The sequence below is a fragment of the Actinacidiphila sp. DG2A-62 genome, from assembly GCF_035825295.1.
Classification (GTDB): Bacteria; Actinomycetota; Actinomycetes; order Streptomycetales; family Streptomycetaceae; genus Actinacidiphila.
The window spans coordinates 1,791,160-1,816,557 of record NZ_JAYMGI010000002.1 but is presented as its reverse complement, the minus strand read 5'-3'; the positions used below and the strand labels follow the sequence as shown (position 1 = coordinate 1,816,557).

Annotated in this window: 22 protein-coding genes and 1 pseudogene; 17 read left to right on the top strand and 6 right to left on the bottom strand. The window is 73.8% G+C overall.

What is annotated here, in order from left to right:
• Positions 1–90 precede the first annotated feature (90 nt).
• From priA to hisF, 3 genes are read left to right on the top strand one after another with little or no spacing between them, the layout of a single operon-like run.
• Positions 91–816, top strand: a complete 726-nt coding sequence (priA, locus tag VSR01_RS08050; protein WP_326448571.1) for a bifunctional 1-(5-phosphoribosyl)-5-((5-phosphoribosylamino)methylideneamino)imidazole-4-carboxamide isomerase/phosphoribosylanthranilate isomerase PriA — start codon at positions 91–93, stop codon at positions 814–816.
• Positions 813–1,295, top strand: a complete 483-nt coding sequence (locus tag VSR01_RS08045) for a Rid family hydrolase (protein WP_326448570.1) — start codon at positions 813–815, stop codon at positions 1,293–1,295. Before priA ends, VSR01_RS08045 begins: the two co-directional genes overlap by 4 nt.
• Complete coding sequence (gene hisF, locus VSR01_RS08040; protein ID WP_326448569.1) at positions 1,292–2,047, top strand: imidazole glycerol phosphate synthase subunit HisF; 756 nt, start codon at positions 1,292–1,294, stop codon at positions 2,045–2,047. The genes VSR01_RS08045 and hisF overlap by 4 nt, the downstream gene beginning before the upstream one ends.
• A gap of 10 nt (positions 2,048–2,057) precedes the next feature.
• On the opposite strand, the gene VSR01_RS08035 is transcribed toward hisF, so the two are convergent.
• From VSR01_RS08035 to VSR01_RS08020, 4 genes are all read right to left on the bottom strand, one after another.
• Positions 2,058–2,684: an O-methyltransferase gene (locus tag VSR01_RS08035; RefSeq protein WP_326448568.1), complete on the bottom strand. Its 627-nt coding sequence runs from the start codon at positions 2,682–2,684 to the stop codon at positions 2,058–2,060.
• A gap of 156 nt (positions 2,685–2,840) precedes the next feature.
• Positions 2,841–3,548: a hypothetical protein gene (locus VSR01_RS08030; protein WP_326448567.1), complete on the bottom strand. Its 708-nt coding sequence runs from the start codon at positions 3,546–3,548 to the stop codon at positions 2,841–2,843.
• Between the two features lie 36 nt (positions 3,549–3,584).
• Positions 3,585–4,217: a TIGR03085 family metal-binding protein gene (locus tag VSR01_RS08025; protein ID WP_326448566.1), complete on the bottom strand. Its 633-nt coding sequence runs from the start codon at positions 4,215–4,217 to the stop codon at positions 3,585–3,587.
• A gap of 38 nt (positions 4,218–4,255) precedes the next feature.
• Positions 4,256–5,215: a hypothetical protein gene (locus VSR01_RS08020; protein WP_326448565.1), complete on the bottom strand. Its 960-nt coding sequence runs from the start codon at positions 5,213–5,215 to the stop codon at positions 4,256–4,258.
• Positions 5,216–5,371: 156 nt separating this feature from the next.
• Here VSR01_RS08020 and hisI point away from each other — a divergent pair, with 156 nt between their 5' ends.
• Both hisI and VSR01_RS08010 read left to right on the top strand, forming a co-directional pair.
• Complete coding sequence (hisI, locus tag VSR01_RS08015) at positions 5,372–5,764, top strand: phosphoribosyl-AMP cyclohydrolase (protein ID WP_326448564.1); 393 nt, start codon at positions 5,372–5,374, stop codon at positions 5,762–5,764.
• Positions 5,765–5,775: 11 nt separating this feature from the next.
• Complete coding sequence (locus VSR01_RS08010) at positions 5,776–7,293, top strand: anthranilate synthase component I (protein WP_326448563.1); 1,518 nt, start codon at positions 5,776–5,778, stop codon at positions 7,291–7,293.
• A 129-nt stretch (positions 7,294–7,422) separates the two neighbouring features.
• Here the strand turns inward: VSR01_RS08010 and VSR01_RS08005 are convergent, their stop codons facing one another.
• Positions 7,423–8,772 (bottom strand): S53 family peptidase, encoded by a 1,350-nt coding sequence (locus VSR01_RS08005; RefSeq protein ID WP_442785414.1) that lies wholly within the window; start codon positions 8,770–8,772, stop codon positions 7,423–7,425.
• A gap of 532 nt (positions 8,773–9,304) precedes the next feature.
• Here VSR01_RS08005 and VSR01_RS08000 point away from each other — a divergent pair.
• The 12 genes and pseudogenes from VSR01_RS08000 (at position 9,305) to VSR01_RS07950 (ending at position 24,253) form a co-directional block, all read left to right on the top strand.
• A complete protein-coding gene (locus VSR01_RS08000) occupies positions 9,305–9,928 on the top strand; it encodes a TIGR02234 family membrane protein (protein ID WP_326453549.1) in 624 nt (207 codons plus the stop codon).
• Between the two features lie 223 nt (positions 9,929–10,151).
• Complete coding sequence (locus VSR01_RS07995; RefSeq protein WP_326448562.1) at positions 10,152–10,421, top strand: HGxxPAAW family protein; 270 nt, start codon at positions 10,152–10,154, stop codon at positions 10,419–10,421.
• 165 nt (positions 10,422–10,586) lie between these two features.
• Positions 10,587–11,090, top strand: a complete 504-nt coding sequence (locus VSR01_RS07990; RefSeq protein WP_442785657.1) for a DUF2752 domain-containing protein — start codon at positions 10,587–10,589, stop codon at positions 11,088–11,090.
• 160 nt (positions 11,091–11,250) lie between these two features.
• Positions 11,251–12,060 (top strand): indole-3-glycerol phosphate synthase TrpC, encoded by an 810-nt coding sequence (gene trpC, locus VSR01_RS07985; RefSeq protein WP_326448560.1) that lies wholly within the window; start codon positions 11,251–11,253, stop codon positions 12,058–12,060.
• A 259-nt stretch (positions 12,061–12,319) separates the two neighbouring features.
• On the top strand, positions 12,320–12,463 hold the full coding sequence (gene trpM / locus VSR01_RS37680; RefSeq protein WP_442785413.1) for a tryptophan biosynthesis modulator TrpM: 144 nt from the start codon (positions 12,320–12,322) through the stop codon (positions 12,461–12,463).
• Positions 12,464–12,554: 91 nt separating this feature from the next.
• Positions 12,555–13,818, top strand: a pseudogene (trpB, locus tag VSR01_RS07980) (tryptophan synthase subunit beta).
• Positions 13,815–14,633 carry a tryptophan synthase subunit alpha gene (gene trpA / locus VSR01_RS07975; protein ID WP_326448559.1) on the top strand — a complete coding sequence of 273 codons (819 nt, stop codon included), beginning with the start codon at positions 13,815–13,817 and terminating at the stop codon, positions 14,631–14,633. Before trpB ends, trpA begins: the two are co-directional and overlap by 4 nt.
• A 257-nt stretch (positions 14,634–14,890) precedes the next feature.
• Positions 14,891–15,712, top strand: a complete 822-nt coding sequence (locus VSR01_RS07970; RefSeq protein ID WP_326448558.1) for a DsbA family protein — start codon at positions 14,891–14,893, stop codon at positions 15,710–15,712.
• Positions 15,713–15,824: 112 nt separating this feature from the next.
• On the top strand, positions 15,825–16,916 hold the full coding sequence (lgt, locus tag VSR01_RS07965) for a prolipoprotein diacylglyceryl transferase (RefSeq protein WP_326448557.1): 1,092 nt from the start codon (positions 15,825–15,827) through the stop codon (positions 16,914–16,916).
• A gap of 185 nt (positions 16,917–17,101) precedes the next feature.
• Positions 17,102–17,836, top strand: a complete 735-nt coding sequence (locus tag VSR01_RS07960; RefSeq protein WP_326448556.1) for a VIT1/CCC1 transporter family protein — start codon at positions 17,102–17,104, stop codon at positions 17,834–17,836.
• Positions 17,837–18,249: 413 nt separating this feature from the next.
• The gene (gene gltB / locus VSR01_RS07955; protein WP_326448555.1) at positions 18,250–22,797 is read left to right on the top strand and encodes a glutamate synthase large subunit; all 4,548 of its coding nucleotides are present in this window, start codon (positions 18,250–18,252) and stop codon (positions 22,795–22,797) included.
• A complete protein-coding gene (locus VSR01_RS07950) occupies positions 22,790–24,253 on the top strand; it encodes a glutamate synthase subunit beta (protein WP_326448554.1) in 1,464 nt (487 codons plus the stop codon). The genes gltB and VSR01_RS07950 overlap by 8 nt, the downstream gene beginning before the upstream one ends.
• Before the next feature lie 164 nt (positions 24,254–24,417).
• Here VSR01_RS07950 and VSR01_RS07945 read toward each other — a convergent pair whose 3' ends face one another.
• Complete coding sequence (locus tag VSR01_RS07945) at positions 24,418–25,323, bottom strand: hypothetical protein (protein WP_326448553.1); 906 nt, start codon at positions 25,321–25,323, stop codon at positions 24,418–24,420.
• Between the last annotated feature and the right edge of the window lie 75 nt (positions 25,324–25,398).

Here is a 25,398-nt window from a genome sequence, read left to right as displayed (position 1 = left end):
ACCCGCAACGCTCGTATCAGCGCCCCGATCAACGCCTCCGCCCCCGTCCACGCCCGTGCCCGCCGCCTACGCCCGAGGAACCCGCATCCGATGAGCACGCTCGAACTCCTCCCCGCCGTCGACGTCCGCGACGGCCAGGCCGTCCGCCTGGTGCACGGCGAATCCGGCTCCGAGACGTCGTACGGCGACCCGCTCGCCGCCGCCCTGGCCTGGCAGCAGGCCGGCGCGCAGTGGCTGCACCTGGTGGACCTCGACGCGGCCTTCGGCACCGGCGACAACCGCCGGCTGATCGGCGAGGTGGCCCGTTCCATGGACATCAAGGTCGAGCTGTCCGGCGGCATCCGCGACGACGACACCCTCGCCGCCGCCCTGGCCACCGGCTGCACCCGGGTCAACCTCGGCACCGCCGCCCTGGAGACGCCGGAGTGGGTCGCCAAGGTCATCGCCGAGCACGGCGACCGGATCGCGGTCGGCCTCGACGTGCGCGGCACCACGCTGCGCGGCCGCGGCTGGACCCGCGACGGCGGCGACCTCTACGAGACGCTGGCCCGCCTGGACGCCGAGGGCTGCGCCCGCTACGTGGTCACCGACATCGCCAAGGACGGCACCCTGCAGGGTCCCAACCTGGAACTGCTGCGCAACGTCTGCGCGGCCACCGACCGCCCGGTGGTGGCCTCCGGCGGCGTCTCCAGCCTCGACGACCTGCGGGCCATCGCCTCGCTGGTCCCGTCGGGTGTGGAGGGCGCGATCGTCGGAAAGGCCCTCTATGCGAAGGCTTTCACCCTCGAAGAAGCCCTGGAGGCAGTGTCAGCATGACGTCCAGCCGGGAAGTACGCCGTCAGCGCTCGGACAGCCCGTGGGAAGAGGCGATCGGCGCTGCGCGCGCGGTGGCGGCGGGGGACCGGGTGATCGTCTCGGGGACGAAGCCGGCGCCCGGCGGCATCGGCGCAGGCGAGGACGAGCCGTACGAGCAGGCGCTGAGCGCCTTCGGCGCGGCGCTGGCCGCGCTGGAGCCGTTCGGGCTCGGCGCCGCCGACGTGGTGCGCACCCGGATGTATCTGACCCATGCCCGGGACGCGGACGAGGTGGGCCGCGCGCACCGCGAGCTGTTCGGCGCGGCCCCGCCGGCCGCGACGACGGTGCTGGTGGCCGGCTTCGTGGACTCGCGGGTGCTGGTCGAGGTGGAGATCGAGGCGTGGGCGGGCGCGGGCGGCGGCGCGGGCCGCGACGGAGCCGACGGAGCCGATGACGCCGACGGAGCCGACGGAGCCGATGAAGGGGAGGGCGCGCGATGAGCCTCGCGGTCCGAGTCATCCCCTGCCTGGACGTGGACGCCGGGCGGGTGGTCAAGGGCGTCAACTTCCAGAACCTGCGGGACGCCGGCGACCCGGTCGAGATGGCCAAGCTGTACGACGCGGAGGGCGCGGACGAGCTGACCTTCCTGGACATCACCGCCTCCTCCGGCGACCGCGCCACCACGTACGACGTGGTGCGGCGCACCGCCGAGCAGGTCTTCATCCCGCTGACCGTGGGTGGCGGGGTGCGCAGCGCGGACGACGTGGACCGGCTGCTGCGGGCCGGGGCGGACAAGGTCGGCGTCAACACCGCGGCGATCTCCCGGCCCGAGCTGATCCGGGAGATCGCCGAGCGGTTCGGCAGCCAGGTGCTGGTCCTCTCGGTGGACGCCCGGCGCACCCCGGCCGGCGGCTTCGAGGTCACCACGCACGGCGGCCGGCGCGGCACCGGCATCGACGCGGTCGAGTGGGCGCACCGGGCCGCGGAGCTGGGCGCCGGCGAGATCCTGCTCAACTCGATGGACGCGGACGGCACCAAGGACGGCTACGACACCGAGATGATCGCGGCGGTCCGCGAGCACGTCGGCGTCCCGGTGATCGCCTCGGGCGGCGCGGGCCGCCGGGAGGACTTCGCCCCGGCCATCGCGGCGGGCGCGGACGCGGTGCTCGCGGCGTCGGTCTTCCACTTCGGCGATCTGCGCATCGCGGAGGTCAAGTCCGCGCTGCGGGAGGCGGGCCACCCGGTCCGCTGACCCACCGCCGTCAGGGTGCGTCGCCCTCCAGACGGCGGGTCGCGACCAGGACCGCCAGGTCCGGCGCGAGCGGTAGCTCCACGGTGCGCAGCGCCGGGTGGCCCAGCCAGTGCATGCGGGCCTGGTCGGGCCCGCCGTCGTACCGCGGCGGCCAGGCCGGGGACGGCGTGAAGTCGTCGATCACCAGCACGCCGCCCGGCCGCAGCAGGTCGGCGGGGTCGGGCCCCGCTCCGGCCTCCGCCGCGGTCTTGTGCCGGCCGCCGCCGTCCAGGACCAGCAGGTCGAAGGGGCCGTGGGCGGCGATCGCGGTCCAGTCGGCGCACTCCACGGCGACCGCGGGCGCCAGCTCGGCGAAGAGCGCCGCGGCGGTCGCGGCCCGCGTCTCGTCGCGCTCGACGCTCACCGCGGTCGCGCCCCGCGGCATCCCCGAGACCAGCCAGGCCAGCCCCACGCCGCACCCGGTACCGGTCTCGCCGATCCGCCGCGCCCCGGCCGCCAGCGCCCGCAGCAGTCGCCCCTGCTCCGGCCGGCACGAATACGGGAAGCCGAGATGCCGCGCGGTCCGCGCGGCGCGCTCCACCAGGGGCGGCAGATCCCCTGGCCCGGTCAGATGCGCGCGGGTGCCGTCGTAGGACATGCCCGCCATCCTGCCGGGCCCCGGCCCGCCAGGGACCCGATCACCCCGGATCGCGACCTGAGAGATACACGAAGAAGGTCGCCGACCGATGCGGTCCGCGCCGCGTGGTCAGCGGCCCGTGACGCGGTGCACGACAGGGGGCTCCGGCCCCGGCTGTCAGGGCCTGTCGCCGTGGCCCGCCGAGCGCAGCTCCTCGATGAATTCCGCGGTCGCCCGGGCGTTCAACAGTCCGAGTCCGATGGGAGGCCCGCCCGTCACCTTGATCTCCAGCTCGCCGTGGCTCGACGCCTTCACGGACCGCACCTGCGACCACGTGAACTCCCCGCCCTCCCCGTACGGCGGCGTGTGGACGAGCCCGGCAGGGGTGACGGTGAGCCGACCTCGATCGAACTCGACCCGTCCCTCGGCACGCAGCGTCTCCTCGAGGTCGACCTGGATGGCCGGAACGATCCGGTCGTCGATCTGTTCGAACAGCCGGGTCATGCGCCGCACGTGCAGCAGAGTGACCGGCCCGGCGGCCCCCGCCGTCCAGATCGTGCCCCGCTCGTAGGTGCGAGTGGTCCGGGTCTGGGCGGCACCCAGACGCTCGTCCCGGTAGCTCTCCGGGGCGTACTCGGTGGCCCGGATGTCGTCCCAGGGGATGACCCGATCGGGCCCTGCCTGGGCGGCGAGGAGCAGGCCGCCCTGATACACCAGCACTGCTTGCAGGCCCTGGACCGGCGCCAGGCGCCCGTAGGCGATCCCGGCCGCGACCGCCACGACGACGGCCACCGCCAGGGGCCACCACGTGCCGACGGCCACACCGGCGGCCATGCCGACGGCCAGGGCTCCACCGCCGAACCACGCCTGCATCGCCAGCGTCACCGGACGGTACCGCCCACCGGCCGGCGCGCGGCAGAGCTAGAGCGCCAGCCGCGCGCCGGTCGCCTTGGCGATCGCCGCGTCCTCGCCCTGGAGGTCGACCCGGGCCACCGACTGGCGGCCGGAGACGAACATCGCCAGCTCCGCGGGCTCGCCGGTGACCGTCACCACCGGCGAGCCCTTGTGGGCGACCACGGTCTGGCCGTCGGGGCGGCGCAGCACCAGGCCCACCGGGGAGCGGCGGGCCAGCAGCCGGGCCGTGCGCTCCAGGCGGGACCAGATCGAGTCGGCGAAGACCGGGTCCACGACCCGCGGGGTCCAGTCCTTCGCCGCGCGCCGGACGTCCTCGCCGTGCACGTAGAACTCCACGCCGTTGGCCGCCTCGTCGACCTGTTTGAGGGCGAACGGCGACAGCCGCGGCGGCCCGGACCGGAACAGCCGGACCAGCTCCGCGTACGGCCGGGCGGCGTACTCCCGGCGCACCCGCTCCAGCCGGTCGGCCAGTTGCGGGATGACGATGCCGGCCGCCGCGTCGCCGCGGCGCTCGCGCACCACCAGGTGCGCGGCCAGGTCCAGCGTCGTCCACCCCTCGCACAACGTCGGCGCGTCGGGCCCCGACTGCTCCAGCAGGTCGGCGAGCAGCAGGCGTTCACGCAGCGCATGAGTCGACATGCCCCCAGCGTAGGCCGCCGGTCCGCCGCCCGGCGGGCTCACTGGCCGAGAGTGCTGTACAACTTCGTGCCGGTGGTGCCGTTGTTGCGGGTCAGCGAGCAGGTGACCGTCTTGCGGTTCTGCAGCTGATAGGTGACCAGCTTCGGGAACAGCGCGTACGGGTAGTACGTGCGGCTGTCGTGCGGCAGGTGCTTCTTCGCGTCCACCGTGCACAGCTCCAGCGCCTTCTGCTGGATCTCCTCGTCGCTGGTGAACGAGCCGGACAGGGTCTCGTTCGCCACCACCTGCGCGTCGTGCGCGGAACTGCACGAGCGGGTCGTCACCTTGTCCACCGAGGGCGTCAGCGTCGGCGCGTCGAAGCACTGGCCGGGCGAGAGCACCACGTAGGGCACGATCTTCTCGGTCGAGGTGGGCGTCGGCTCGGTCTCCGGCTCGGTGAAGCTCGGTATCGTCGGCACGTCGAGCGACGGGTCGTCGGAGGGCAGTGAGTCGTCGGACGACGGCAGGTCGGTCGGCAGACCGGTGGGGAAGCCGGACGGCAGGCCGCTGATCGAGTTCTTCGGCTTGGCGTCGTCCTTCTTGTCGTCGCCGCCACCGCTGCTCGCCACCGCGACGCCGATGATCGCGCCGACCACCACGACCACGCCGACCGCGATCCAGGTGTTGCGCTTCTTGTTGTTCGGCGGCGGGGGCGGCGGCGGGTAGCCGCCCGGACCCGCCGGACCGCCCGGGTAGCCGCCGGGGCCCGCCGGACCACCGGGGTAACCGCCGTAGCCGCCGCCGGGCGGCATCGGGGGGCCGGGCGGGGCGGGCGGACCGTAGCCGCCCGGCTGCTGCGGATAGCCGTACGGGTCACCGCCGCCCTGCTGCGGGTAGCCGTAGCCGCCGCCGGACGGCGGAGGCGGCGGGGGAGGGCCGAAACCCTGCGGCGGCCCGAAGCCTCCGCCCTGGTCAGGGGGTGGAGTGGGACCGTTCGGCGGAGGTGGAGGAAAACCCATGGAGGCAGGATGCCCCATACGGGTGACATCGGCGAGTGAACACCGGATGTCGGACACCTTCACCACAACTCCCGGGTCCTCTTTGCCGGTTATCGGCATGTTCGCGGGCCGGGAACGCGTTGTCCCCGGCCCGCGCGGCGGCGGCAGAATGGAGGCATGTCCGCCGCATCGCTCGACCCCGCCATCGCCGCCCGCCTGAAGCGGAACGCCGACGGCCTGGTCCCCGCCATCGCCCAGCAGTACGACACCGGGGAGGTGCTCATGCTCGGCTGGATGGACGCCGAGGCGCTGCACCGCACCCTGACCACCGGCCGCTGCACGTACTGGAGCCGCAGCCGCGGCGAGTACTGGGTCAAGGGCGACACCTCCGGGCACGTCCAGCACGTCAAGTCGGTGGCGCTGGACTGCGACGGCGACACCGTGCTGGTCCGCGTCGACCAGGTCGGCGCGGCCTGCCACACCGGCGACCGCACCTGCTTCGACGCCGACGTGCTGCTGCCCGCGCCGGCCGGTGGGACGGCCGGGCCGCAGCGGCCCGCCGCGCAGTAAGGTCTGCGGCCATGGACCTCGACACCTTCAGGAAACTCGCGGTCGACCGGCGGGTCATCCCGGTCAGCCGCCGCCTCCTCGCGGACGGCGACACCCCCGTCGGCCTCTACCGCAAGCTCGCGGCCGAGCGCGTCGGCACCTTCCTGCTGGAGTCCGCGGAGACCGGCAAGAGCTGGTCCCGCTACTCCTTCGTCGGGGTCCGCTCCGCCGCCACCCTCACCGTCCGCGACGGGCAGGCGCACTGGCTGGGCACCCCGCCGGTCGGCGTGCCGGTGGACGGCGACCCGCTGGCCGCGCTGCGCGCCACCGTGGAGGCGCTGCACACCCCGCGCGACCTGACCGCCGGCATGCCGCCGTTCACCGGCGGCATGGTCGGCTACCTGGGCTACGACATCGTCCGCCGGCTGGAGCGGATCGAGGACAGCACCTACGACTCGCTGCGGCTGCCCGAGCTGACCATGATGCTCACCTCGGACCTGGCGGTGCTGGACCACTGGGACGGCAGCGTCCTGCTGATCGCCAACGCCATCAACCACAACGACCGGGACACCGGCGTCGACGAGGCGTACGCCGACGCCGTCGCCCGGCTCGACGCGATGGAGGCGGACCTGTCCCGGCCGGTCCCGACCGCGCCCGCCGCGCTGCCGACCACCGTGTCCTTCGGCGTCAGCGCCTCCTTCGGCGGCGACGAGTACAAGGCGGCGGTCGAGGACATCAAGGAGCGGATCAGGGCGGGCGAGGCCTTCCAGGTGGTCGCCTCGCAGCGGTTCGAGATGGCCTGCGAGGCCGCCGCCCTCGACGTCTACCGGGTGCTGCGGGCCACCAACCCCAGCCCGTACATGTACCTGCTGCGCTTCCCCGGCGAGGACGGCGGCCCCGAGGGCGGCTTCGACGTCGTCGGCTCCAGCCCGGAGGCGCTGGTCAAGGTCGAGGACGGGCATGCGATGCTGCACCCCATCGCCGGCACCCGGCCGCGCGGCGCGACCCCGCAGGCCGACGCGGCGCTCGCCGAGGAGCTGCTCGCCGACCCCAAGGAGCGCGCCGAGCACCTGATGCTGGTCGACCTCGGCCGCAACGACCTGGGCCGGGTCTGCGCGCCCGGCAGCGTCGAGGTGGTCGACTTCATGTCGGTCGAGCGGTACTCGCACGTGATGCACATCGTCTCCACGGTCACCGGCCGGGTCGCGCCCGGCCGCACCGCCTTCGACGTGCTCACCGCCTGCTTCCCGGCCGGGACGCTGTCCGGCGCGCCCAAGCCGCGCGCGATGCAGATCATCGAGGAGCTGGAGCCGACCAAGCGCGGCCTGTACGGCGGCTGCGTCGGCTACCTGGACTTCGCCGGCGATGCCGACACCGCGATCGCGATCCGCACCGCGCTGCTGCGCGACGGCACCGCCTATGTCCAGGCGGGCGCGGGCGTGGTCGCCGACTCCGACCCGGAGGCCGAGAACACCGAGTGCGGCAACAAGGCGGCGGCGGTGCTGCGCGCGGTCGCCGTCGCGGGCGAGATGAGCGCGGCGGCCCGCTGACCGCGGGCGCGCCGACCCGCGGACGGGGCCGCCCCGGGAAAGGGGCGGCCCCGCCGTGCGCGTCGGACGACGCGGGTGGGAGTCGACGGCATCGGCGGCGTCGACGGTGTCGACGGTGTCGACGGCGTGTCAGCCGGCGAAGGCGTCGGTGCCGTTCGGCGTGCCCAGACCGCTCGGGCCGTCGTAGCCGCTCGCGCCGCCGCACAGGTACGAACCCGAGCAGGAGCCGTTCGAGCCGCTGGTCACGTCGTTGAGCGACCCGGTGTGCGCGTACGGGAACGACGCCGGGTAGGAGCCGGCGGACGGAGTGCCGGCCAGCGCGTAGACCGAGGCGATGATCGGCGACGAGGCGCTGGTGCCGCCGAAGACCTCCCAGCCGGAGTCCGAGCCGTAGGTGTCGTAGACCGCGACGCCGGTCGCCGGGTCGGCGACCGCGGAGACGTCGGCGATGGTCCGCTCGGCGCAGTCGCCGTCGGTCTGCCAGCTCGGCTTGGCGTCGTACGCCGCGCAGCCGGAGCCGGCGCCGCTCCACACCGCGTCGGTCCAGCCGCGGCTGGAGGAGTCCTTGGTCAGCGAGGTGCCGCCGACCGCGGTGACGTACCGCGAGGCGGCCGGGTACTCGGGGCCGTAGCCGCTGTCGCCGGAGCTGACCGTGATGGCCACGCCCGGGTGGTCGAAGTACGAGCTGTCGTAGGAGGAGTCCGCGGAGGACTCGCCGCCGCCGTAGCTGTTGGAGACGTACTTCGCGCCGAGCGAGACGGCGGTGTTCACCGACTCGCCGAGATCGCCCATCGAGGAGGAGTCGGCCTCGACCAGCAGGATGTGGCACTGCGGGCAGGTCGCGCTGACCATGTCCAGGTCGAGCGAGATCTCCTCGGCCCAGCCGGCGTCGGCGCTCGGCAGCGAGGAGGTGCCGCTCTGGCCGACCTTCCGGAAGCAGCCGTCGGCCGTGGAGCACTCCGGCAGCCCGTACGTGGAGCGGTACGTCGCCAGGTCCTGCTCGGCGTTCGGGTCGTCGTACGCGTCGACGATCGCCACGGTCGCGCCGGAGCCGCCGGAGGAGGGCAGGCCGTAGGCGCTCCGCAGGTCCGAGGGCCCGTAGCCGGAGGGGGTGGCCGCGGGGTGCTTGGAGCGCGCCGACACGGCCAGCGAGTCGACCCCGCTGGTGACCTTGAGCGCCTTGCAGGCCATCTGGCCGGGCGCGGTGGCCACGGCGCAGGAGCGCTCGGTGGTCAGGCCGTGCGCGGAGGACGCCGCGGCCTGGGCGGAGGAGGCGGAGGAACCGGTGGAGGAACCGGTGGAGGAACCGGTGGAGGAACCGGTGGAGGGGGCGGTGGGAGCCGCGCCCGCGGCGGGGAGAGGGCGAACCCGGCCGCGGCCACCGCCGCCGCTGCCGTGAGGGCGAGTCCGGCGCGGCGTATGCCGCGCGGAGTGAGGGTCGATCGCAAGCTGATGCCTCCATGTGTGGGGTAAGGGCATGGTGCGTGCGGGTTGTGTGATGCCACTGATGCATTCGGTGAGCAAAGTGACCGGGCGACCGTATTGTGACGAGCGCACGTCAACAAGAACGGCGCCGGAATCTATACCTCCGCTTTACTTTCCGACGATGCGTGAATTGCTTTTCCCGCAGGTCATCGCAGCATGGGGACGCGTGTAGATGTTGTGTGCAGGGTTGTGTGCGGGAAATGGATTTCCTGCACATCGCCCGTGGTCCGCCGCAGGTGCGACGGCGGTAACGCACCGGCGTATCGCGGCGGTATCGCGGGGTGTCGCGGCGGTATCGCGGCGTGTCGCCGCGCCTCGACAAGCGTGGTGCGGACGGCGCGGAACGGACCCCGGGAGCGGGGCGCCGCGGTCGGCAGGCGATAGTGGAGGGGTGAGCCACGTCCCGCCGCCCCGCGCCCAGCAGCAGGCCGCCGAATCCGCCGCGTCCGCCGCGCCGGAGGCCGTCGAGCCCGACCCGGCCGCCGCAGGGCAGGCCACCGCCGGGCAAGCCGCCGCCGCGGCGACGGTGGTGGCGCGGGGGAGCGGGCGGCCGCGGAGCGCGACGCGGGCGCTCGCCGCGGCGCTGGCGCTCGGCGTGATCGGCGCGAGCCTGGTGCTGCTGGCCGCGGGCAAGACGTGGAGCCACGGCACCGCGAGCTTCGGCGGGGCCGCGCTGCCCGTGCACGCCGGCGGCAGCCAGACCACCGCGCTGCCCGGCGCGCTCGCCCTGGTCGGCCTGGCCTCGCTGGTCGCCGTCTTCGCCGTCCGCCGCGCCGCGCGGACCGTCGTCTCCGCGCTGCTCGCGCTCAGCGGCCTGGGCACCGTGGCCACCGCGCTGGCCCGGCGGGACGACCGGCACGCCCTCGACGAAGCCGCCGCGCGCGCCACCGGCCTCAGCCGGGCCGCCGCCGAGCACGTGACCGTCACCGCGTGGCCGCTGGTCGCCGCGGCCGGCGGTGTGCTGCTGCTCGCCGCCGGCCTGCTCGCGCTGGGCTTCGGCCGGCACTGGCCGGCCATGTCGGGCACCGGACGCTACGAACGCGGCGGCCGTCCCGCGCCCGCCGTCCGCCGCGCCGCGCCGCCGGTCGACCCGGACCGCCCCGAGGACCTGTGGAAGGCGCTCGACCGCGGCGAGGACCCGACCGGCTGACGGCGCTCCGCGCCGGACCGGCGCGCGGGACCCCCGTGCGCGGTCCGCGGGTCCCGCGCGCAACAATGGGGGAGGAAGCGGACGGCATCCCGCCGGCCCGCGGCCACCGAGCACGACGCGGGACGCGCCGGCCCTGCGACACGCAGGCGCGACCACGCGACGGCAGCAGGCAACAGCGACAACAGCAGACGCGGCAACCGACCGAGAACCTCTAGGAGCACTGATGGCGGCCCAGCACGACCACGGACACACGCCCGCCGCCTGGACCGGCGTGATCATCGCCTTCGTCGGCTTCTGCGTCGGCGGCGTCTTCATCGTCGCCGCGAAGCCGGTCGGCTTCTGGGCGGGCATGGCCCTCGTGCTGCTCGGCGCGATCGTGGGCGGTGCGATGAGCGCGCTCGGCCTGGGCAAGAAGGAGGAGCCGCTGGTGCGGACCTCCGACCTGGAGTCCGAGCAGACCGAGGGCGAGCCGCGGGCGCACGCGAACGCGTGATCCGCTGATCGGCGGGCGCAGCCGTGGACCCCTGGGGCAGAGCCCCGGGTCCGCGGGCTGCGCCTTCGTGCGTCCGGGGCCAGAATCGAAGGCGTGACGCCGAGCACCGAACCGGCCCCCGTCGCGCCGGGCACCGAACCGGCCCCCGCGGCGCCGGGGGCTTCCATGGCGCCCGCGGCCTCCGTAGCCCCCGCGGCACCCGCAGCTCCTGTGGCACCCGCAGCTTCTGCGGCCCCCGCGGACCCCGCGTCCGCACTCGCACCCGCACCCGCCGCCGGGCTGCGCGGGGCCGCCGTGCCGCTGGGCGTGCTCGGCGGCGTCGTGGCGGCCTTCTGTTTCGTGGGCGCGGTCGACCCCAACACCCCCGGGCACTATCCGGTCTGCCCGCTGCTGCACTACACGGGCCTGTACTGCCCCGGCTGCGGCGGGCTGCGCAGCGCCTACGCGGTCGCGCACGGGCGGTTCGGCACGGCACTGGGCTGCAACGCGCTGGCCGTGGCCGGATACGCGCTGTTCGCCGTGGTCTGGGCGGTGTGGTGCTGGCGGTCGGTGCGCGGCCTGCCCTTCCGCCCGGCCCTCGGCCGCGGCCACCGCTGGGCGATCTGGGGGCTGCTGATCGGCTTCGGCGTTGTCCGGAACCTGCCCTTCGGATCGGTGCTCGCACCGTGAGTGCGGACGGTCACGCGGCGGCGTTCGTCCAGGTGGCGCGGGCGCGGATCACCGGATGCGGATTCCGGGAGCTTCGCCCGATACCATCGAAGGAGCCGCCGGTCCGCACCGCTGGCTTGATCATTTCGCTGCTCCACCCGGACGTAAGGGGAGTTCTCGCGTGAGCGTGCTCGACGAGATCATCGACGGTGTCCGCGCTGACCTCGCCGAGCGACAGGCCCGGGTCACCCTCGACGAGCTCAAGGAGCGGGCCGCGCGGGCGCGTGACGCCAAGGACGGCGCGGCGGCGCTGCGCGGCGAGGGCGTCACGGTCATCTGCGAGGTCAAGCGGTCCAGCCCCTCCAAGGGCGCGCTCGCCGCGATCGCCGATCCGGCCGGGCTCGCCGCGGACTACGAGGCCGGCGGCGCGGCGGCGATCAGCGTGCTCACCGAGCAGCGGCGGTTCGGCGGATCGCTCGCCGACCTGGAGGCGGTCCGGGCCAAGGTCGACATCCCGGTGCTGCGCAAGGACTTCATCGTGACCGCGTACCAGCTGTGGGAGGCCAGGGCGTACGGCGCGGACATCGCGCTGCTCATCGTCGCGGCGCTCGACCAGCCGGCGCTGGTGTCGCTGATCGAGCGGGCCGAGTCGATCGGACTCACCCCGCTGGTCGAGGTGCACGACGAGGAGGAGGCGGCGCGGGCGGTCGACGCGGGCGCGCGTGTGATCGGGGTCAACGCGCGCAACCTCAAGACGCTGGAGGTGGACCGGGGCACGTTCGCCCGGGTCGCCCCGGAGATCCCGGACCGGATCGTCAAGGTCGCGGAGTCCGGGGTGCGCGGGCCGCACGACCTGATCGCCTACGCGCACGACGGGGCCGACGCGGTCCTGGTCGGCGAGTCGCTGGTCACCGGGCGCGATCCGCGCGGCGCCGTCGCCGATCTGGTCGCCGCCGGGGCGCATCCGGCGCTGCGCACCCCCCGCGACTGACCTCCGGTCCGGGTCAACGCCCGAGGTCGAGCCCTTCCCCCTCCGCGGGGCGCCGTGACGCTGGACGTCAGCCCCCAGGGGCGCGGGGAACTGCGCGCTCAGCCCCCACCGGCGGGTGGTCCGGAGCGGACTGGGCTGCCCCTTCTGGGCGGTGGCGATCTGCGGGCCGCGGATGGGCTGGTCGCGCCGTTCCCCGCGCCCCTGGGGGGCAGCGCTCAGCGTTGAGCTGGCGGCCGCGGAGCCGGGATAGACTCGGCGCGTGGAGTTGGCTGCGCGACTGGGTCCCGGATGCCGCCCGCGCGGCTGCCGCGCGCCGGCGCGCCGCGTGCTGGGCCGCCGCGTACGCTACGTGATCGGCTGCGAACCCGGCCAGGTGAACGGCAGGCGATGGCGCCGGGCCTGACCCCCGCGCCCCCCCTTCCCGCGAACGCGGCGCCCGGCGACGCTCGGCACGCCGCCCGCGGTGAGGCCCCCATCATCTGCAAGGGACACCCATGTCGCACCGACCTGACTTCTTCCTGCCCGACCCGGAAGGCGCCGTCCCCAGCCCGGAGGGCTACTTCGGCGCCTTCGGCGGCAAGTTCATCCCCGAGGCGCTGGTCGCCGCCGTGGACGAGGTCGCCGCCGAGTACGAGAAGGCGAAGGCCGACCCCGGCTTCGCCGCCGAGCTCAACGACCTGATGGTCAACTACACCGGCCGCCCCAGCGCCCTCACCGAGGTGCCGCGGTTCGCGCGCGACGCCGGCGGCGCCCGCGTCTTCCTCAAGCGCGAGGACCTCAACCACACCGGCTCGCACAAGATCAACAACGTGCTCGGCCAGGCCCTGCTCACCCGCCGGATGGGCAAGACCCGCGTCATCGCCGAGACCGGCGCCGGCCAGCACGGCGTGGCCACCGCCACCGCCTGCGCGCTGTTCGGCCTGGAGTGCACCATCTACATGGGCGAGGTCGACACCGAGCGGCAGGCGCTCAACGTCGCCCGGATGCGCATGCTCGGCGCCGAGGTGGTCGCCGTCACCTCCGGCAGCCGCACCCTGAAGGACGCCATCAACGAGGCGTTCCGCGACTGGGTCGCCAACGTCGACCGCACCCACTACCTGTTCGGCACCGTCGCCGGCCCGCACCCGTTCCCCGCGATGGTCCGCGACTTCCACCGCGTCATCGGCGTCGAGGCCCGCCGCCAGCTGCTGGAGCGCGCCGGCCGGCTGCCCGACGCGGCGATCGCCTGTGTCGGCGGCGGCTCCAACGCGATGGGCCTGTTCCACGCCTTCCTGCCGGACACCGGCGTCCGGCTGATCGGCTGCGCAGGCCGGCCGCGGCGTCCCCAGCGGCGAGCACGCGGCCACGCTGACCGCGGGCGAGCCCGGCATCCTGCACGGCTCCCGTTCGTACGTCCTGCAGGACGACGAGGGCCAGATCACCGAGCCGTACTCGATCTCGGCCGGCCTGGACTACCCGGGCGTCGGTCCCGAGCACGCGTACCTCAAGGACAGCGGGCGGGCGGAGTACCGCGCGGTCACCGACGACGACGCCATGCAGGCGCTGCGCCTGCTGTCGCGCACCGAGGGCGTCATCCCGGCGATCGAGAGCGCGCACGCGCTGGCCGGCGCGCTGGAGGTCGGCCGCGAGCTGGGCCCGGACGGCCTGATCGTGGTCAACCTCTCCGGCCGCGGCGACAAGGACATGGACACCGCCGCCCGGTACTTCGGGCTGTACGACCAGGGCGCCGCGCAGGGCGGGACGGGGGACGCGAAGTGAGCGGGCAGATCACCCTTCTGGAGCAGACCATCGCGGCGGCCAGGGCCGAGGACCGGGCCGCGCTGATCGCCTACCTGCCGGCCGGCTTCCCGACCGTCGACGGCGGCATCGCCGCGGTCCGGGCCGCGCTGGACGGCGGCGCGGACATCGTCGAGGTCGGCCTGCCGCACAGCGACCCGGTGCTCGACGGCCCGGTCATCCAGACCGCCGACGACATCGCGCTGAAGAACGGCGTGCGGATCGCCGACGTGCTGCGCACGGTCCGCGAGGCGCACGCCGCCACCGGAAAGCCGGTGCTGGTGATGACGTACTGGAACCCCGTCGACCGGTACGGCGCCGAGCGCTTCGCCACCGAGCTGGCAGAGGCCGGCGGCGCCGGCTGCATCCTGCCCGACCTGCCGGTCGAGGAGTCCGAGGCGTGGCGCAAGGCGGCCGAGCAGCAGGGCCTGGCGACCGTCTTCGTGGTCGCGCCGTCCAGCCGGGACGAACGGCTGGCCAGGATCACCGCGGCCGGCAGCGGCTTTGTCTACGCGGCCTCGCTGATGGGCGTCACCGGCACCCGTGCCAGCGTCGGCGAGCAGGCCGCCGGCCTGGTGCGCCGCACCCGCGACACCACCGAGCTGCCGGTCTGCGTGGGCCTGGGCGTGTCCAACGCGGCGCAGGCCGCCGAGGTGGCGTCCTTCGCCGACGGCGTCATCGTCGGCTCGGCCTTCGTCAAGCGGCTGCTGGACCACCGCGATGACGAGGCGGCGGGCCTGGCCGCGGTTCGGGCACTGGCCGCGGAGCTGGCCGAGGGCGTCCGCAAGCGCGGCTGACCGGGGGCCGCCCCGGGCCGCCCGCGGCTGGGCGGCCCGCGTGCGCCGGCCCGCGTGCGCCGGCCCGCGTGCGCCGGCCCGCGTGCGCCGGCCCGCGCGCGCCGGCCCGCGTGCGCCGGCCCGCGCGCGCCGGCCCGCGCGCGCCGGGCCGGGCACGCGGGCCGCGGGGGTCACCCGGGCGGCGGATTCTTGTCACTCCGAAGGGCGAAAAACGGTGCGGGGAGGCGCTCAGCGCCGCCCCGCGCCGTTGCCCGGTCGTGAGCGAGAAGAACCGAGACGGAAAGCGCAGCGCCCGCGAGGCGCTCAGGCAGCAGCGTGCGAAGGAGGAGGCCCGCGCCCGGCGCAAGCGGACCGCGGTGGTGGCCGGCGGCGTGGTGGCCGTGCTGGCGGTGGCGGCCGTCGTCGGCGTGCTGGTGGCCGACCACAACAGCAACAAGACCAGCAGCGACTCCTCCGCGCCGGTCGCCGCGCCCAAGGGCGCCGTCGGGAAGGACAATTTGGTCATCCCGGTCGGCGCGAGCGACGCGCCCTCGACGCTGACCGTGTGGGAAGACTTCCGCTGCCCGGCCTGCGACGCCTTCGAGAAGACCTTCACGCCGACCATCCACCAGCTGGAGGACTCCGGCCAGGTCCGCACGGAGTACCGCCTGGTGCTGCTCATCGACGGCAACCTCGGCGGCACCGGCTCGCTGAACGCGGCGAACGCCGCGGCCTGCGCCCAGGACCAGGGGAAGTTCCGCGCCTTCCACGACGTGCTGTACGCCAACCAGCCCGACGAGCAGGACGACAGGTTCGGCGACAAGAAGACCCTGCTGCAGCTGGCCGGCAAGGTCGACGGCCTGACCACCCCCGCCTTCACCGCCTGCGTGAACAACGGCACCCACGACAACTGGGTGAAGAAGTCCAACGACGCCTTCAACCGCTCGGGCTACGACTCCACGCCCACCATCCTGCTGAACGGCAAGAGCGTCTACGGCGCCGACAGCAACCTCACGCCGGACTCGCTGAAGCAGATGGTCGCCGACGCGAACAAGGGCAAGCCCAAGGGCACCGCCACCGCCACCGCGTCGCCGTCCTGACCCGGCCGCCCCGGCGCCGCCCGCCCGCCCGGCCGCCCGGCCCCGGTGTTATCCATACGTAGCCGGGCGGGGTTGCCTCTTTCCCGCCCGGCAGGGTAGCGTCAGTGGTGCCATGGACCTCGCATACATTCCCAGCCCTTCGCACGGGGTGGTCCACCTCGGACCGATCCCGCTGCGCGGCTACGCCTTCTGCATCATCATCGGTGTCTTCGTGGCCGTCTGGCTGGGAGGCAAGCGCTGGGTGGACCGTGGCGGCCGGCCCGGCACGGTGGCCGACATCGCCGTGTGGGCGGTGCCCTTCGGCCTGGTCGGCGGGCGGCTCTACCACGTCATCACCGACTACGAGCTGTACTTCACCGACGGCAAGGACTGGGTCGACGCCTTCAAGATCTGGCAGGGCGGCCTCGGCATCTGGGGCGCCATCGCCATGGGCGCGCTGGGCGCGTGGATCGGCTGCCGCCGCCGCGGCATCGCACTGCCCGCCTACGCCGACGCGATCGCGCCGGGCATCGCCTTCGCCCAGGCCATCGGCCGCTGGGGCAACTGGTTCAACCAGGAGCTGTACGGCGACCACACGTCGCTGCCGTGGGGCCTGAAGATCACCAGTGACGCGGGCGACCGGGTCCCGGGCATCTACCAGCCGACCTTTCTGTACGAGTCGCTGTGGTGCGTCGGCGTCGCGCTGCTGGTGCTGTGGGCGGACCGCCGCTTCCAGCTGGGCCACGGCCGGGCCTTCGCCCTCTACGTCGCGTCGTACTGCGTGGGCCGGGCCTGGATCGAGCACATGCGCTCCGACTTCGCCCACCACATCCTGGGCCTGCGGCTGAACGACTGGACCGCGCTGATCGTCTTCCTGGCGGCCGTGGCCTACTTCGTGCTCAGCAACCGGCTGCGGCCGGGCCGCGAGCTGACCGTCGAGCCCGGAGCGGGCGCCGCGGGCGCGACCGGTGACGCCGGGGCCGACCAGGACGCCGGGGCCGACCAGGCCGCCGCCTCCGACGCGGACGACGCCTCCGACGCGGACGACGCCTCCGACGCGGACGACGCCTCCGACGCGAGCGCCGGCTCCGCCGACGCCGACGCCGATCGTGACGCCCGGGAAGACGACCACGCCGAGCCCGACGGCGAGGCCCGGGACGACGGCGACGCCAAGGCCGAGCGCTCCGCCGCCGGCGGCCCCTCCGCCGCGGCCAACCCCCACTAGCCCGGGCCCCTCCGCGACCGGCTCCGTGAGCCGGACCGGACCCGTATCCCCAGGTCAGGGCAGCCTGGCCTTGCTGGCGGCGGGCCGGAATCCCCGTTACCGTCGAAGCGTTGTCCGGCTGTGAGGACGGCCGGGATGCGGCTGGAGCGGGCCTGGGACGGGGTCCGGGGGAGGGGATGCGGAGCATGACGACCGTCGTCGAGGACACCGCGCCGGCGAACCCGTACCACGTACCGCACCACACGCACCGCGACGTCAGCGGCGGCTGGCTGCGGCCCGCGGTCTTCGGCGCCATGGACGGCCTGGTCTCCAATCTCGCCCTGATGACCGGCATGGCCGGCGGCTCGGTCGGCACCCGCACCCTGGTCGTGACCGGCCTGGCCGGGCTCGCGGCGGGCGCCTTCTCGATGGCCGCGGGCGAGTACACCTCGGTGGCCTCCCAGCGCGAGCTGGTCGAGGCGGAGCTGGCGGTCGAGCGGATCGAGCTGGACCGGCACCCCGAGGACGAGCTGCGCGAGCTGGCCGCGCTCTACGTCGCCCGCGGCGTGGAGCCCGAGCTGGCCCACGAGGTGGCGCGGCAGCTGTCCGCCGACCCGGAGCAGGCGCTGGAGATCCACGCCCGCGAGGAGCTGGGCGTCGACCCGGACGACCTGCCCTCGCCGCTGGTCGCGGCGGTCTCCTCGTTCGGTTCCTTCGCGCTCGGCGCGCTGCTGCCGGTGCTGCCGTTCCTGCTGGGCGCCCGGGCGCTGTGGCCGGCGCTGCTGCTGGCGCTCGCCGGGCTGTTCGGCTGCGGCGCCGCGGTGGCCCGCGTCACCGCCCGCTCGTGGTGGTTCAGCGGGCTGCGGCAGCTGGCGCTGGGCGGCGCCGCGGCCGCTGTGACCTTCGGCATCGGCGCCGCGATCGGGACAGCCGTAAACTGATCCGTGACGGGTCGGGGATCGACCGGAAGCATGTGTTTCCCGCTCGTTTCAGCGAGCCCCGGGCGGGGCATCACTCGGTAACGCGTCGGCAGAGCCGCCAGACCGCGACCGCACCACTCCTTCCTTGCCCCCTTGTCACGACCCTCCGCACCACATTCCGCACCACGTTTCCGCACCACCTTTGAGCACCCCCCTCATCAGCTTGTCCAGCACCCCTCCGGCCCGCCCGCGGCTGGCCGGAACCCATCGCGCGAGACCCGCCGAGTGTCCACCATGTGGAATCACATATCCGCGTCTCGAACACTCGGCCATCATGTAACCTGCACGAAATCGCAGAGGGCCAGCGTCGTCCCTGTTGCGCATGCCTATGACAGGCGATGCATACCAGCCACAATGACGACGACGGGAGAGCCATGCGTTCGCGTTCCGCGTTCATGGACGGGCGTCCCGGCCCGCAGGGGATGTACGACCCCCGCAATGAGCACGACGCCTGCGGTGTCGGCTTTGTCGCCACCCTCACCGGCGAGGCGAGCCATGGCCTGGTCGAGCAGGCCCTCACCGTCCTGCGCAACCTGGAGCACCGCGGCGCCACCGGCGCCGAGCCCGACTCGGGCGACGGCGCGGGCATCCTGCTCCAGGTCCCGGACGCCTTCCTGCGCGCGAACACCGGCTTCGACCTGCCCGCGGCCGGCCGCTACGCCGTCGGCACCGCCTTCCTGCCGGTCGACGCCGAGGACCGCACCAAGGCCGTCGACGCGATCGAGCGGATCGCCGCCGAGGAGGGCCTGACCGTCCTCGGCTGGCGCGAGGTCCCGGTCTCGCCCGACCTGCTCGGCGCCACCTCCCGCTCCACCATGCCGTACTTCTCGCAGCTCTTCGTGACCGACGCCGAGGGCCGCCGGGAGGGCATCGCCCTGGACCGGCCCGCCTTCGTGCTGCGCAAGCGCGCCGAGCGCGAGGCCGACGTGTACTTCCCGTCGCTGTCCGCGCGGACCCTGGTCTACAAGGGCATGCTCACCACCGGGCAGCTCGAACCGTTCTTCCCCGACCTGTCCGACCCGCGCTTCGCCACCGCCATCGCGCTGGTCCACTCCCGCTTCTCCACCAACACCTTCCCGAGCTGGCCGCTCGCCCACCCGTACCGCTTCGTGGCGCACAACGGCGAGATCAACACCGTCAAGGGCAACCGCAACTGGATGCGCGCCCGCGAGTCGCAGCTGGCCAGCGAGCTGTTCAGCGGCGACCTGGAGCGGATCTACCCGATCTGCACCCCCGGCGCCTCCGACACCGCCTCCTTCGACGAGGTGCTGGAGCTGCTCCACCTCGGCGGCCGGTCGCTGCCGCACAGCGTGCTGATGATGATCCCCGAGGCCTGGGAGAACCACGCCTCCATGGACCCGGACCGGCGCGCCTTCTACCAGTACCACTCCACCCTGATGGAGCCCTGGGACGGCCCGGCGTGCGTCACCTTCACCGACGGCTCGGTGGTCGGCGCGGTGCTGGACCGCAACGGGCTGCGCCCGGGCCGTTACTGGGTCACCGACGACGGCCTGGTGGTGCTCGCCTCGGAGTCCGGCGTGCTCGACGCCATCGACCCCGCCCGGGTGGTCCGCAAGGGCCGGCTGCAGCCCGGCCGGATGTTCCTGGTCGACACCGTCGAGCACCGCATCGTCGAGGACGACGAGATCAAGTCCGCGATGGCCGCCCAGCACCCGTACGCCGACTGGCTGGACGCGGGGCTGATCGACCTCGCCGACCTGCCCGAGCGCGAGCACATCGTGCACACCCACGCCTCGGTCACCCGGCGCCAGCAGACCTTCGGCTACACCGAGGAGGAGCTGCGGGTCATCCTCGCGCCGATGGCCCGCACCGGCGCCGAGCCGATCGGCTCGATGGGCACCGACTCGCCGATCGCCGCCCTCTCCGACCGGCCGCGGCTGCTCTTCGACTACTTCACCCAGCTGTTCGCGCAGGTCACCAACCCGCCGCTGGACGCCATCCGCGAGGAACTGGTCACCTCGCTGATCTCCACCATCGGCCCCTCGGGCAACCTGCTGGAGCCCAGCCCCGCCTCCTGTCGCAACATCACCCTGCCCTTCCCGGTCATCGACAACGACGAGCTGGCCAAGCTCATCCACGTCAACGCCGACGGCGACATGCCCGGCATGAAGGCCGCCACCCTCTCCGGCCTGTACCGGGTGGCCGGCGGCGGCGACGCGCTGGCCGCGCGGCTCGCCGAGATCTGCGCCGAGACCGACGCCGCCATAGAGGACGGCGCCCGCCTCATCGTGCTCTCCGACCGGCACTCCGACGCCGAGCACGCCCCGATCCCCTCGCTGCTGCTGACCTCCGCGGTCCACCACCACCTGATCCGCACCAAGCAGCGCACCCAGGTCGGCGTGCTGGTCGAGGCCGGCGACGTCCGCGAGGTGCACCACGTGGCGCTGCTCATCGGCTACGGCGCCGCCGCGGTCAACCCGTACCTGGCCATGGAGTCGGTCGAGGACCTGGTCCGCGAGGGCACCTTCCTGCCCGGCCTGGACGCCGAGACCGCCATCCGCAACCTGATCAAGGCGCTGGGCAAGGGCGTGCTGAAGGTGATGTCCAAGATGGGCATCTCCACCGTCGCCTCCTACCGCGGCGCGCAGGTCTTCGAGGCCGTCGGCCTGGACGCCGACTTCGTCGACACCTACTTCCACCTCACCGACACCAAGATCGGCGGGGCCGGCATCGACGTCATCGCCAAGGAGGTCGCCGCCCGGCACGCCAAGGCCTACCCGGCCTCCGGCATCTCCGCCGCGCACCGCCGGCTGGAGATCGGCGGCGAGTACCAGTGGCGCCGCGAGGGCGAGCCGCACCTGTTCGACCCCGACACCGTCTTCCGGCTGCAGCACGCCACCCGCACCCGCCGCTACGACATCTTCAAGCAGTACACGCAGCGGGTGAACGAGCAGTCCGAGCGGCTGATGACGCTGCGCGGCCTGTTCGCGCTGAAGAACGAGCGGACCCCGGTGCCGATCGAGGAGGTCGAGCCGGTCAGCGAGATCGTCAAGCGGTTCTCCACCGGCGCCATGTCGTACGGCTCGATCTCCCGCGAGGCGCACGAGACGCTCGCCATCGCGATGAACCAGCTCGGCGGCAAGTCCAACACCGGCGAGGGCGGCGAGGACCCCGAGCGGCTCTACGACCCGGCCCGGCGCAGCGCCATCAAGCAGGTCGCCTCCGGCCGCTTCGGCGTCACCTCCGAGTACCTGGTCAACGCCGACGACATCCAGATCAAGATGGCCCAGGGCGCCAAGCCCGGCGAGGGCGGCCAGCTGCCCGGCCACAAGGTCTACCCGTGGGTGGCCGGCACCCGGCACTCCACCCCCGGCGTCGGCCTGATCTCGCCGCCGCCGCACCACGACATCTACTCCATCGAGGACCTCGCCCAGCTCATCCACGACCTGAAGAACGCCAACCCGCGGGCCCGCGTGCACGTCAAGCTGGTCTCCGAGGTCGGCGTCGGCACCGTCGCGGCCGGCGTGTCCAAGGCGCACGCCGACGTGGTGCTGATCTCCGGCCACGACGGCGGCACCGGCGCCTCCCCGCTCACCTCGCTCAAGCACGCCGGCGGCCCCTGGGAGCTGGGCCTGGCCGAGACCCAGCAGACGCTGCTGCTCAACGGCCTGCGCGACCGCATCGTGGTGCAGACCGACGGCCAGCTGAAGACCGGCCGCGACGTGGTGATCGCCGCGCTGCTCGGCGCCGAGGAGTTCGGCTTCGCCACCGCGCCGCTGGTCGTCTCCGGCTGCGTCATGATGCGCGTCTGCCACCTGGACACCTGCCCGGTCGGCGTCGCCACCCAGAACCCGGTGCTGCGCGACCGGTTCAGCGGCAAGCCCGAGTTCGTCGTGAACTTCTTCGAGTTCATCGCCGAGGAGGTCCGCGAACTCCTCGCCGAGCTGGGCTTCCGCTCGATCGAGGAGGCCGTCGGCCACGCCGAGCTGATCGACGCCGGCCGCGCCGTCGACCACTGGAAGGCCCAGGGCCTGGACCTGGCGCCGCTGCTGTACGTGCCCGAACTGCCCGAGGGCGCGGTCCGGCACCGCACCACCGAGCAGGACCACGGCCTGGACAAGGCGCTGGACAACGAGCTGATCAGGCTCGCCGCCGAGGCGCTGGACTCCGGCGCGCCGGTCCGCGCCCAGATCCGGGTGCGCAACGTCAACCGCACGGTCGGCACCATGCTCGGCCACGAGGTGACGAAGAAGTACGGCGGCGCGGGCCTGCCCGACGGCACCATCGACATCACCCTGACCGGCTCGGCCGGCCAGTCGTTCGGCGCCTTCCTGCCCCGCGGCATCACCCTGCGGCTGGAGGGCGACGCCAACGACTACGTCGGCAAGGGCCTGTCCGGCGGCCGGATCGTGGTCCGCCCCGACCGCGGCGCCGACCACCTGGACGAGGACTCCACCATCGCCGGCAACACCATCGCCTACGGAGCCACCGGCGGCGAGCTGTTCCTGCGCGGCCGCACCGGCGAGCGCTTCTGCGTGCGCAACTCCGGCGCGACCGTGGTCGCCGAGGGCGTCGGCGACCACGGCTGCGAGTACATGACCGGTGGCCGCGCCGTGGTGCTCGGCCCCACCGGCCGCAACTTCGCGGCCGGCATGTCCGGCGGCATCGCGTACGTCCTCGACCTCGCCGCGGACCGCGTCAACCCCGGCATGGTCGGCGTCGAGGCGCTGGACGCCGACGACATCACGTGGCTGCACGACGTGGTGCGCCGCCACTACGAGGAGACCGGCTCCACCGTCGCCGAGCGGCTGCTCGCCGACTGGGGGAGCGCCCTCACCCGCTTCGGCAAGGTCATGCCGAGGGACTACAAGGCAGTGCTCGCCGCCAAGAACGCCGCCGAGCAGGCCGGGCTCTCCGAGTCCGAGACCACCGCGAAGATGATGGAGGCGGCGAATGGCTGACCCCAAGGGCTTCCTCACCACCGGCCGCGAGACCGCGCCGACCCGCCCGGTCGAGGAGCGCAAGCAGGACTGGAACGAGGTCTACGTCCCCGGCGGCCTGCTGCCGATCATCACCAAGCAGGCCGGCCGCTGCATGGACTGCGGCATCCCGTTCTGCCACAACGGCTGCCCGCTGGGGAACCTCATCCCCGAGTGGAACGACTACGCCTACCGCGAGGACTGGCGGGCCGCCTCCGAGCGGCTGCACGCCACCAACAACTTCCCGGAGTTCACCGGGCGGCTGTGCCCGGCGCCGTGCGAGTCCGCGTGCGTGCTCGGCATCAACCAGCCGCCGGTCACCATCAAGAACGTCGAAGTCACCATCATCGACAAGGCGTGGGACAGCGGCGACGTGACCCCGCAGCCGCCGGAGCGGCTGTCCGGCAAGACCGTCGCGGTGATCGGCTCCGGACCGGCGGGACTGGCCGCCGCCCAGCAGCTCACCCGCGCCGGGCACACCGTCGCCGTCTACGAGCGGGCCGACCGGATCGGCGGGCTGCTGCGCTACGGCATCCCCGAGTTCAAGATGGAGAAGCGGCACATCAACCGGCGCATCGAGCAGATGCGCGCGGAGGGCACCAAGTTCCGCACCGGCGTGCAGATCGGCACCGACCTGGACGCCGCCACGCTCACCAAGCGGTACGACGCGGTGGTCGTCGCGGCCGGCGCCACCCAGTGGCGGGACCTGCCGGTCGAGGGCCGCGAGCTCGACGGCATCCACCAGGCCATGGAGTACCTCCCGCTGGCCAACAAGGTGCAGGAGGGCGACTTCGTCGCGCCGCCGATCACCGCCGAGGGCAAGCACGTCGTGGTCATCGGCGGCGGCGACACCGGCGCGGACTGCGTCGGCACCGCGCACCGCCAGGGCGCCCGGTCCGTCACCCAGCTGGAGATCATGCCGCGCCCGGCCGACGACCGGCCCGCGCACCAGCCCTGGCCGACGATGCCGATGGTCTACAAGGTCACCTCCGCGCACGAGGAAGGCGGTGAGCGGGTCTACGCCGTCAACACCGTCCGCTTCACCGGCGACGAGAACGGCCATGTGCGCGAACTGCACCTGGTCGAGGTGGTGTTCGAGGGCGGCGCGTTCGTGCCGCAGGAGGGCACCGAGCGGGTCATCCCGGCCGACCTGGTCACCCTCGCGATGGGCTTCACCGGCACCGACCAGAAGAACGGCCTGGTCGAGCAGCTCGGCCTGGAGCTGGACGCGCGCGGCAACATCGCCCGCGACGCCTCCTACGCCACCAACGTCGACGGCGTGTTCGTGGCCGGCGACGCGGGACGCGGCCAGTCGCTGATCGTCTGGGCGATCGCCGAGGGGCGCTCGGCCGCGCGCGCGGTCGACGAGTACCTCACCGGGCTGCCCTCGCAGCTGCCCGCGCCCATCCGGCCGACCGACCGCCCGCTGACGGTCTGAGGCCCCGGGCGCCGGACCCCGTGTCCGGCGCCCCGTGAGACGTCCCGCACGACGAGGTGCGGGCGGTAACACCGCAGCGCTCGCCACTCCCCGACCAAGGAGGCGGGCGCTGCGCCCTTCCCGGGACGGCTGCTCCCGTGGCGGCGGCCCGGGGCGGCCGGGGGTCAGGTGTCGCAGTCCAGCTCCGTACGGCACAGCGCGCACCGGACCCGGACCCGCCCCCGGCACGGCACCCGCAGCCGCTGGTGGCACACCGGGCAGGAGAACGCGACGCGGACGCCGCCCGGTCCCTCGGCGAAGGAGTAGTCCGGCGCCGCGGCGAGCATCCGGCGGTCGCGCAGGTAGCGGCGCCTGGCCGACCAGCCGGCCGCGGCCAGCGGCGCCCGCCGCAGGTCCTGCCGGGCCCTGTCCAGCCCGGCGCGGTACGCGTCGCGGGCCTGGGGGCTGCGGAACCACGGCTCGATGTCGTCGCCGAACGCCAGCGCCCGCTTGGCCAGCACGTACCCGAACTCCTCGGGCGTCAGATAGCCCAGCTTGTACGCCGACATCATCAGCCGCTCGCCGCGGATCGCCGCCTCCTCGCGGTAGGCGTCCAGCAGCAGCCAGCCCGCGCCGAGGTACGTGGTCACCGTGTCGGTGAGGATCTCGTTGTCCCGGGTGCCGGCGAACTCCAGGCCGAGCCGGTGCAGCCACACGTGCATCACCTCGTGGGCCAGCGCGGCGCCGACGTCGCGGCGGTCGGTCCTGAACCGCGAGTGCAGCTCGATGAAGTACTCCGGGCCGGCGGCCAGCTCCACATTGCCGGCGTGGACCATGTCGCGGAAGCCGACGACCATCCGGGCGTCCGGCAGCCGGAAGTGCTGCACCATCACCCGGGCCACACGCTGGGCGCCGAGGTAAAGGTCCTCGGCTTCGGGAAAATCGACGAGTTCGGGCCGGATGCTCGTCGCGTAGCGCTCCACGCCGTCGGCGGACAGCCGCCGGTACAGTGCGGTCAGCGACGCCCGCACCGTGTCCACGTGCGGGAACCCGTGGACGATCCCCCCGCTGTCCTCCCCGACCTCAGCCACCCTTCGAGCCTAGCGCCGGGCGCCGCGCCCCTGCTCTCAGCGCCCGGCGCGGAGCCGAGGTGGAGGGGAGGGCGG

What these genes read in the sequence shown, in the direction of transcription:
- VSR01_RS08010 (WP_326448563.1), top strand. Translation starts at nt 5,776, where the DNA reads ATGGACCTCGACACCTTCAGGAAACTCGCGGTCGACCGGCGGGTCATC.
- hisI (WP_326448564.1), top strand. Translation starts at nt 5,372, where the DNA reads ATGTCCGCCGCATCGCTCGACCCCGCCATCGCCGCCCGCCTGAAGCGG.
- VSR01_RS08005 (WP_442785414.1), bottom strand. Translation starts at nt 8,772, where the DNA reads ATGCCCTTACCCCACACATGGAGGCATCAGCTTGCGATCGACCCTCAC.
- VSR01_RS07950 (WP_326448554.1), top strand. Translation starts at nt 22,790, where the DNA reads ATGGCTGACCCCAAGGGCTTCCTCACCACCGGCCGCGAGACCGCGCCG.
- VSR01_RS08045 (WP_326448570.1), top strand. Translation starts at nt 813, where the DNA reads ATGACGTCCAGCCGGGAAGTACGCCGTCAGCGCTCGGACAGCCCGTGG.
- priA (WP_326448571.1), top strand. Translation starts at nt 91, where the DNA reads ATGAGCACGCTCGAACTCCTCCCCGCCGTCGACGTCCGCGACGGCCAG.
- hisF (WP_326448569.1), top strand. Translation starts at nt 1,292, where the DNA reads ATGAGCCTCGCGGTCCGAGTCATCCCCTGCCTGGACGTGGACGCCGGG.
- VSR01_RS08035 (WP_326448568.1), bottom strand. Translation starts at nt 2,684, where the DNA reads ATGTCCTACGACGGCACCCGCGCGCATCTGACCGGGCCAGGGGATCTG.
- VSR01_RS08020 (WP_326448565.1), bottom strand. Translation starts at nt 5,215, where the DNA reads ATGGGTTTTCCTCCACCTCCGCCGAACGGTCCCACTCCACCCCCTGAC.
- VSR01_RS07990 (WP_442785657.1), top strand. Translation starts at nt 10,587, where the DNA reads ATGGCGCCCGCGGCCTCCGTAGCCCCCGCGGCACCCGCAGCTCCTGTG.
- lgt (WP_326448557.1), top strand. Translation starts at nt 15,825, where the DNA reads ATGGACCTCGCATACATTCCCAGCCCTTCGCACGGGGTGGTCCACCTC.
- VSR01_RS07995 (WP_326448562.1), top strand. Translation starts at nt 10,152, where the DNA reads ATGGCGGCCCAGCACGACCACGGACACACGCCCGCCGCCTGGACCGGC.
- VSR01_RS08025 (WP_326448566.1), bottom strand. Translation starts at nt 4,217, where the DNA reads ATGTCGACTCATGCGCTGCGTGAACGCCTGCTGCTCGCCGACCTGCTG.
- gltB (WP_326448555.1), top strand. Translation starts at nt 18,250, where the DNA reads ATGCGTTCGCGTTCCGCGTTCATGGACGGGCGTCCCGGCCCGCAGGGG.
- VSR01_RS07960 (WP_326448556.1), top strand. Translation starts at nt 17,102, where the DNA reads ATGACGACCGTCGTCGAGGACACCGCGCCGGCGAACCCGTACCACGTA.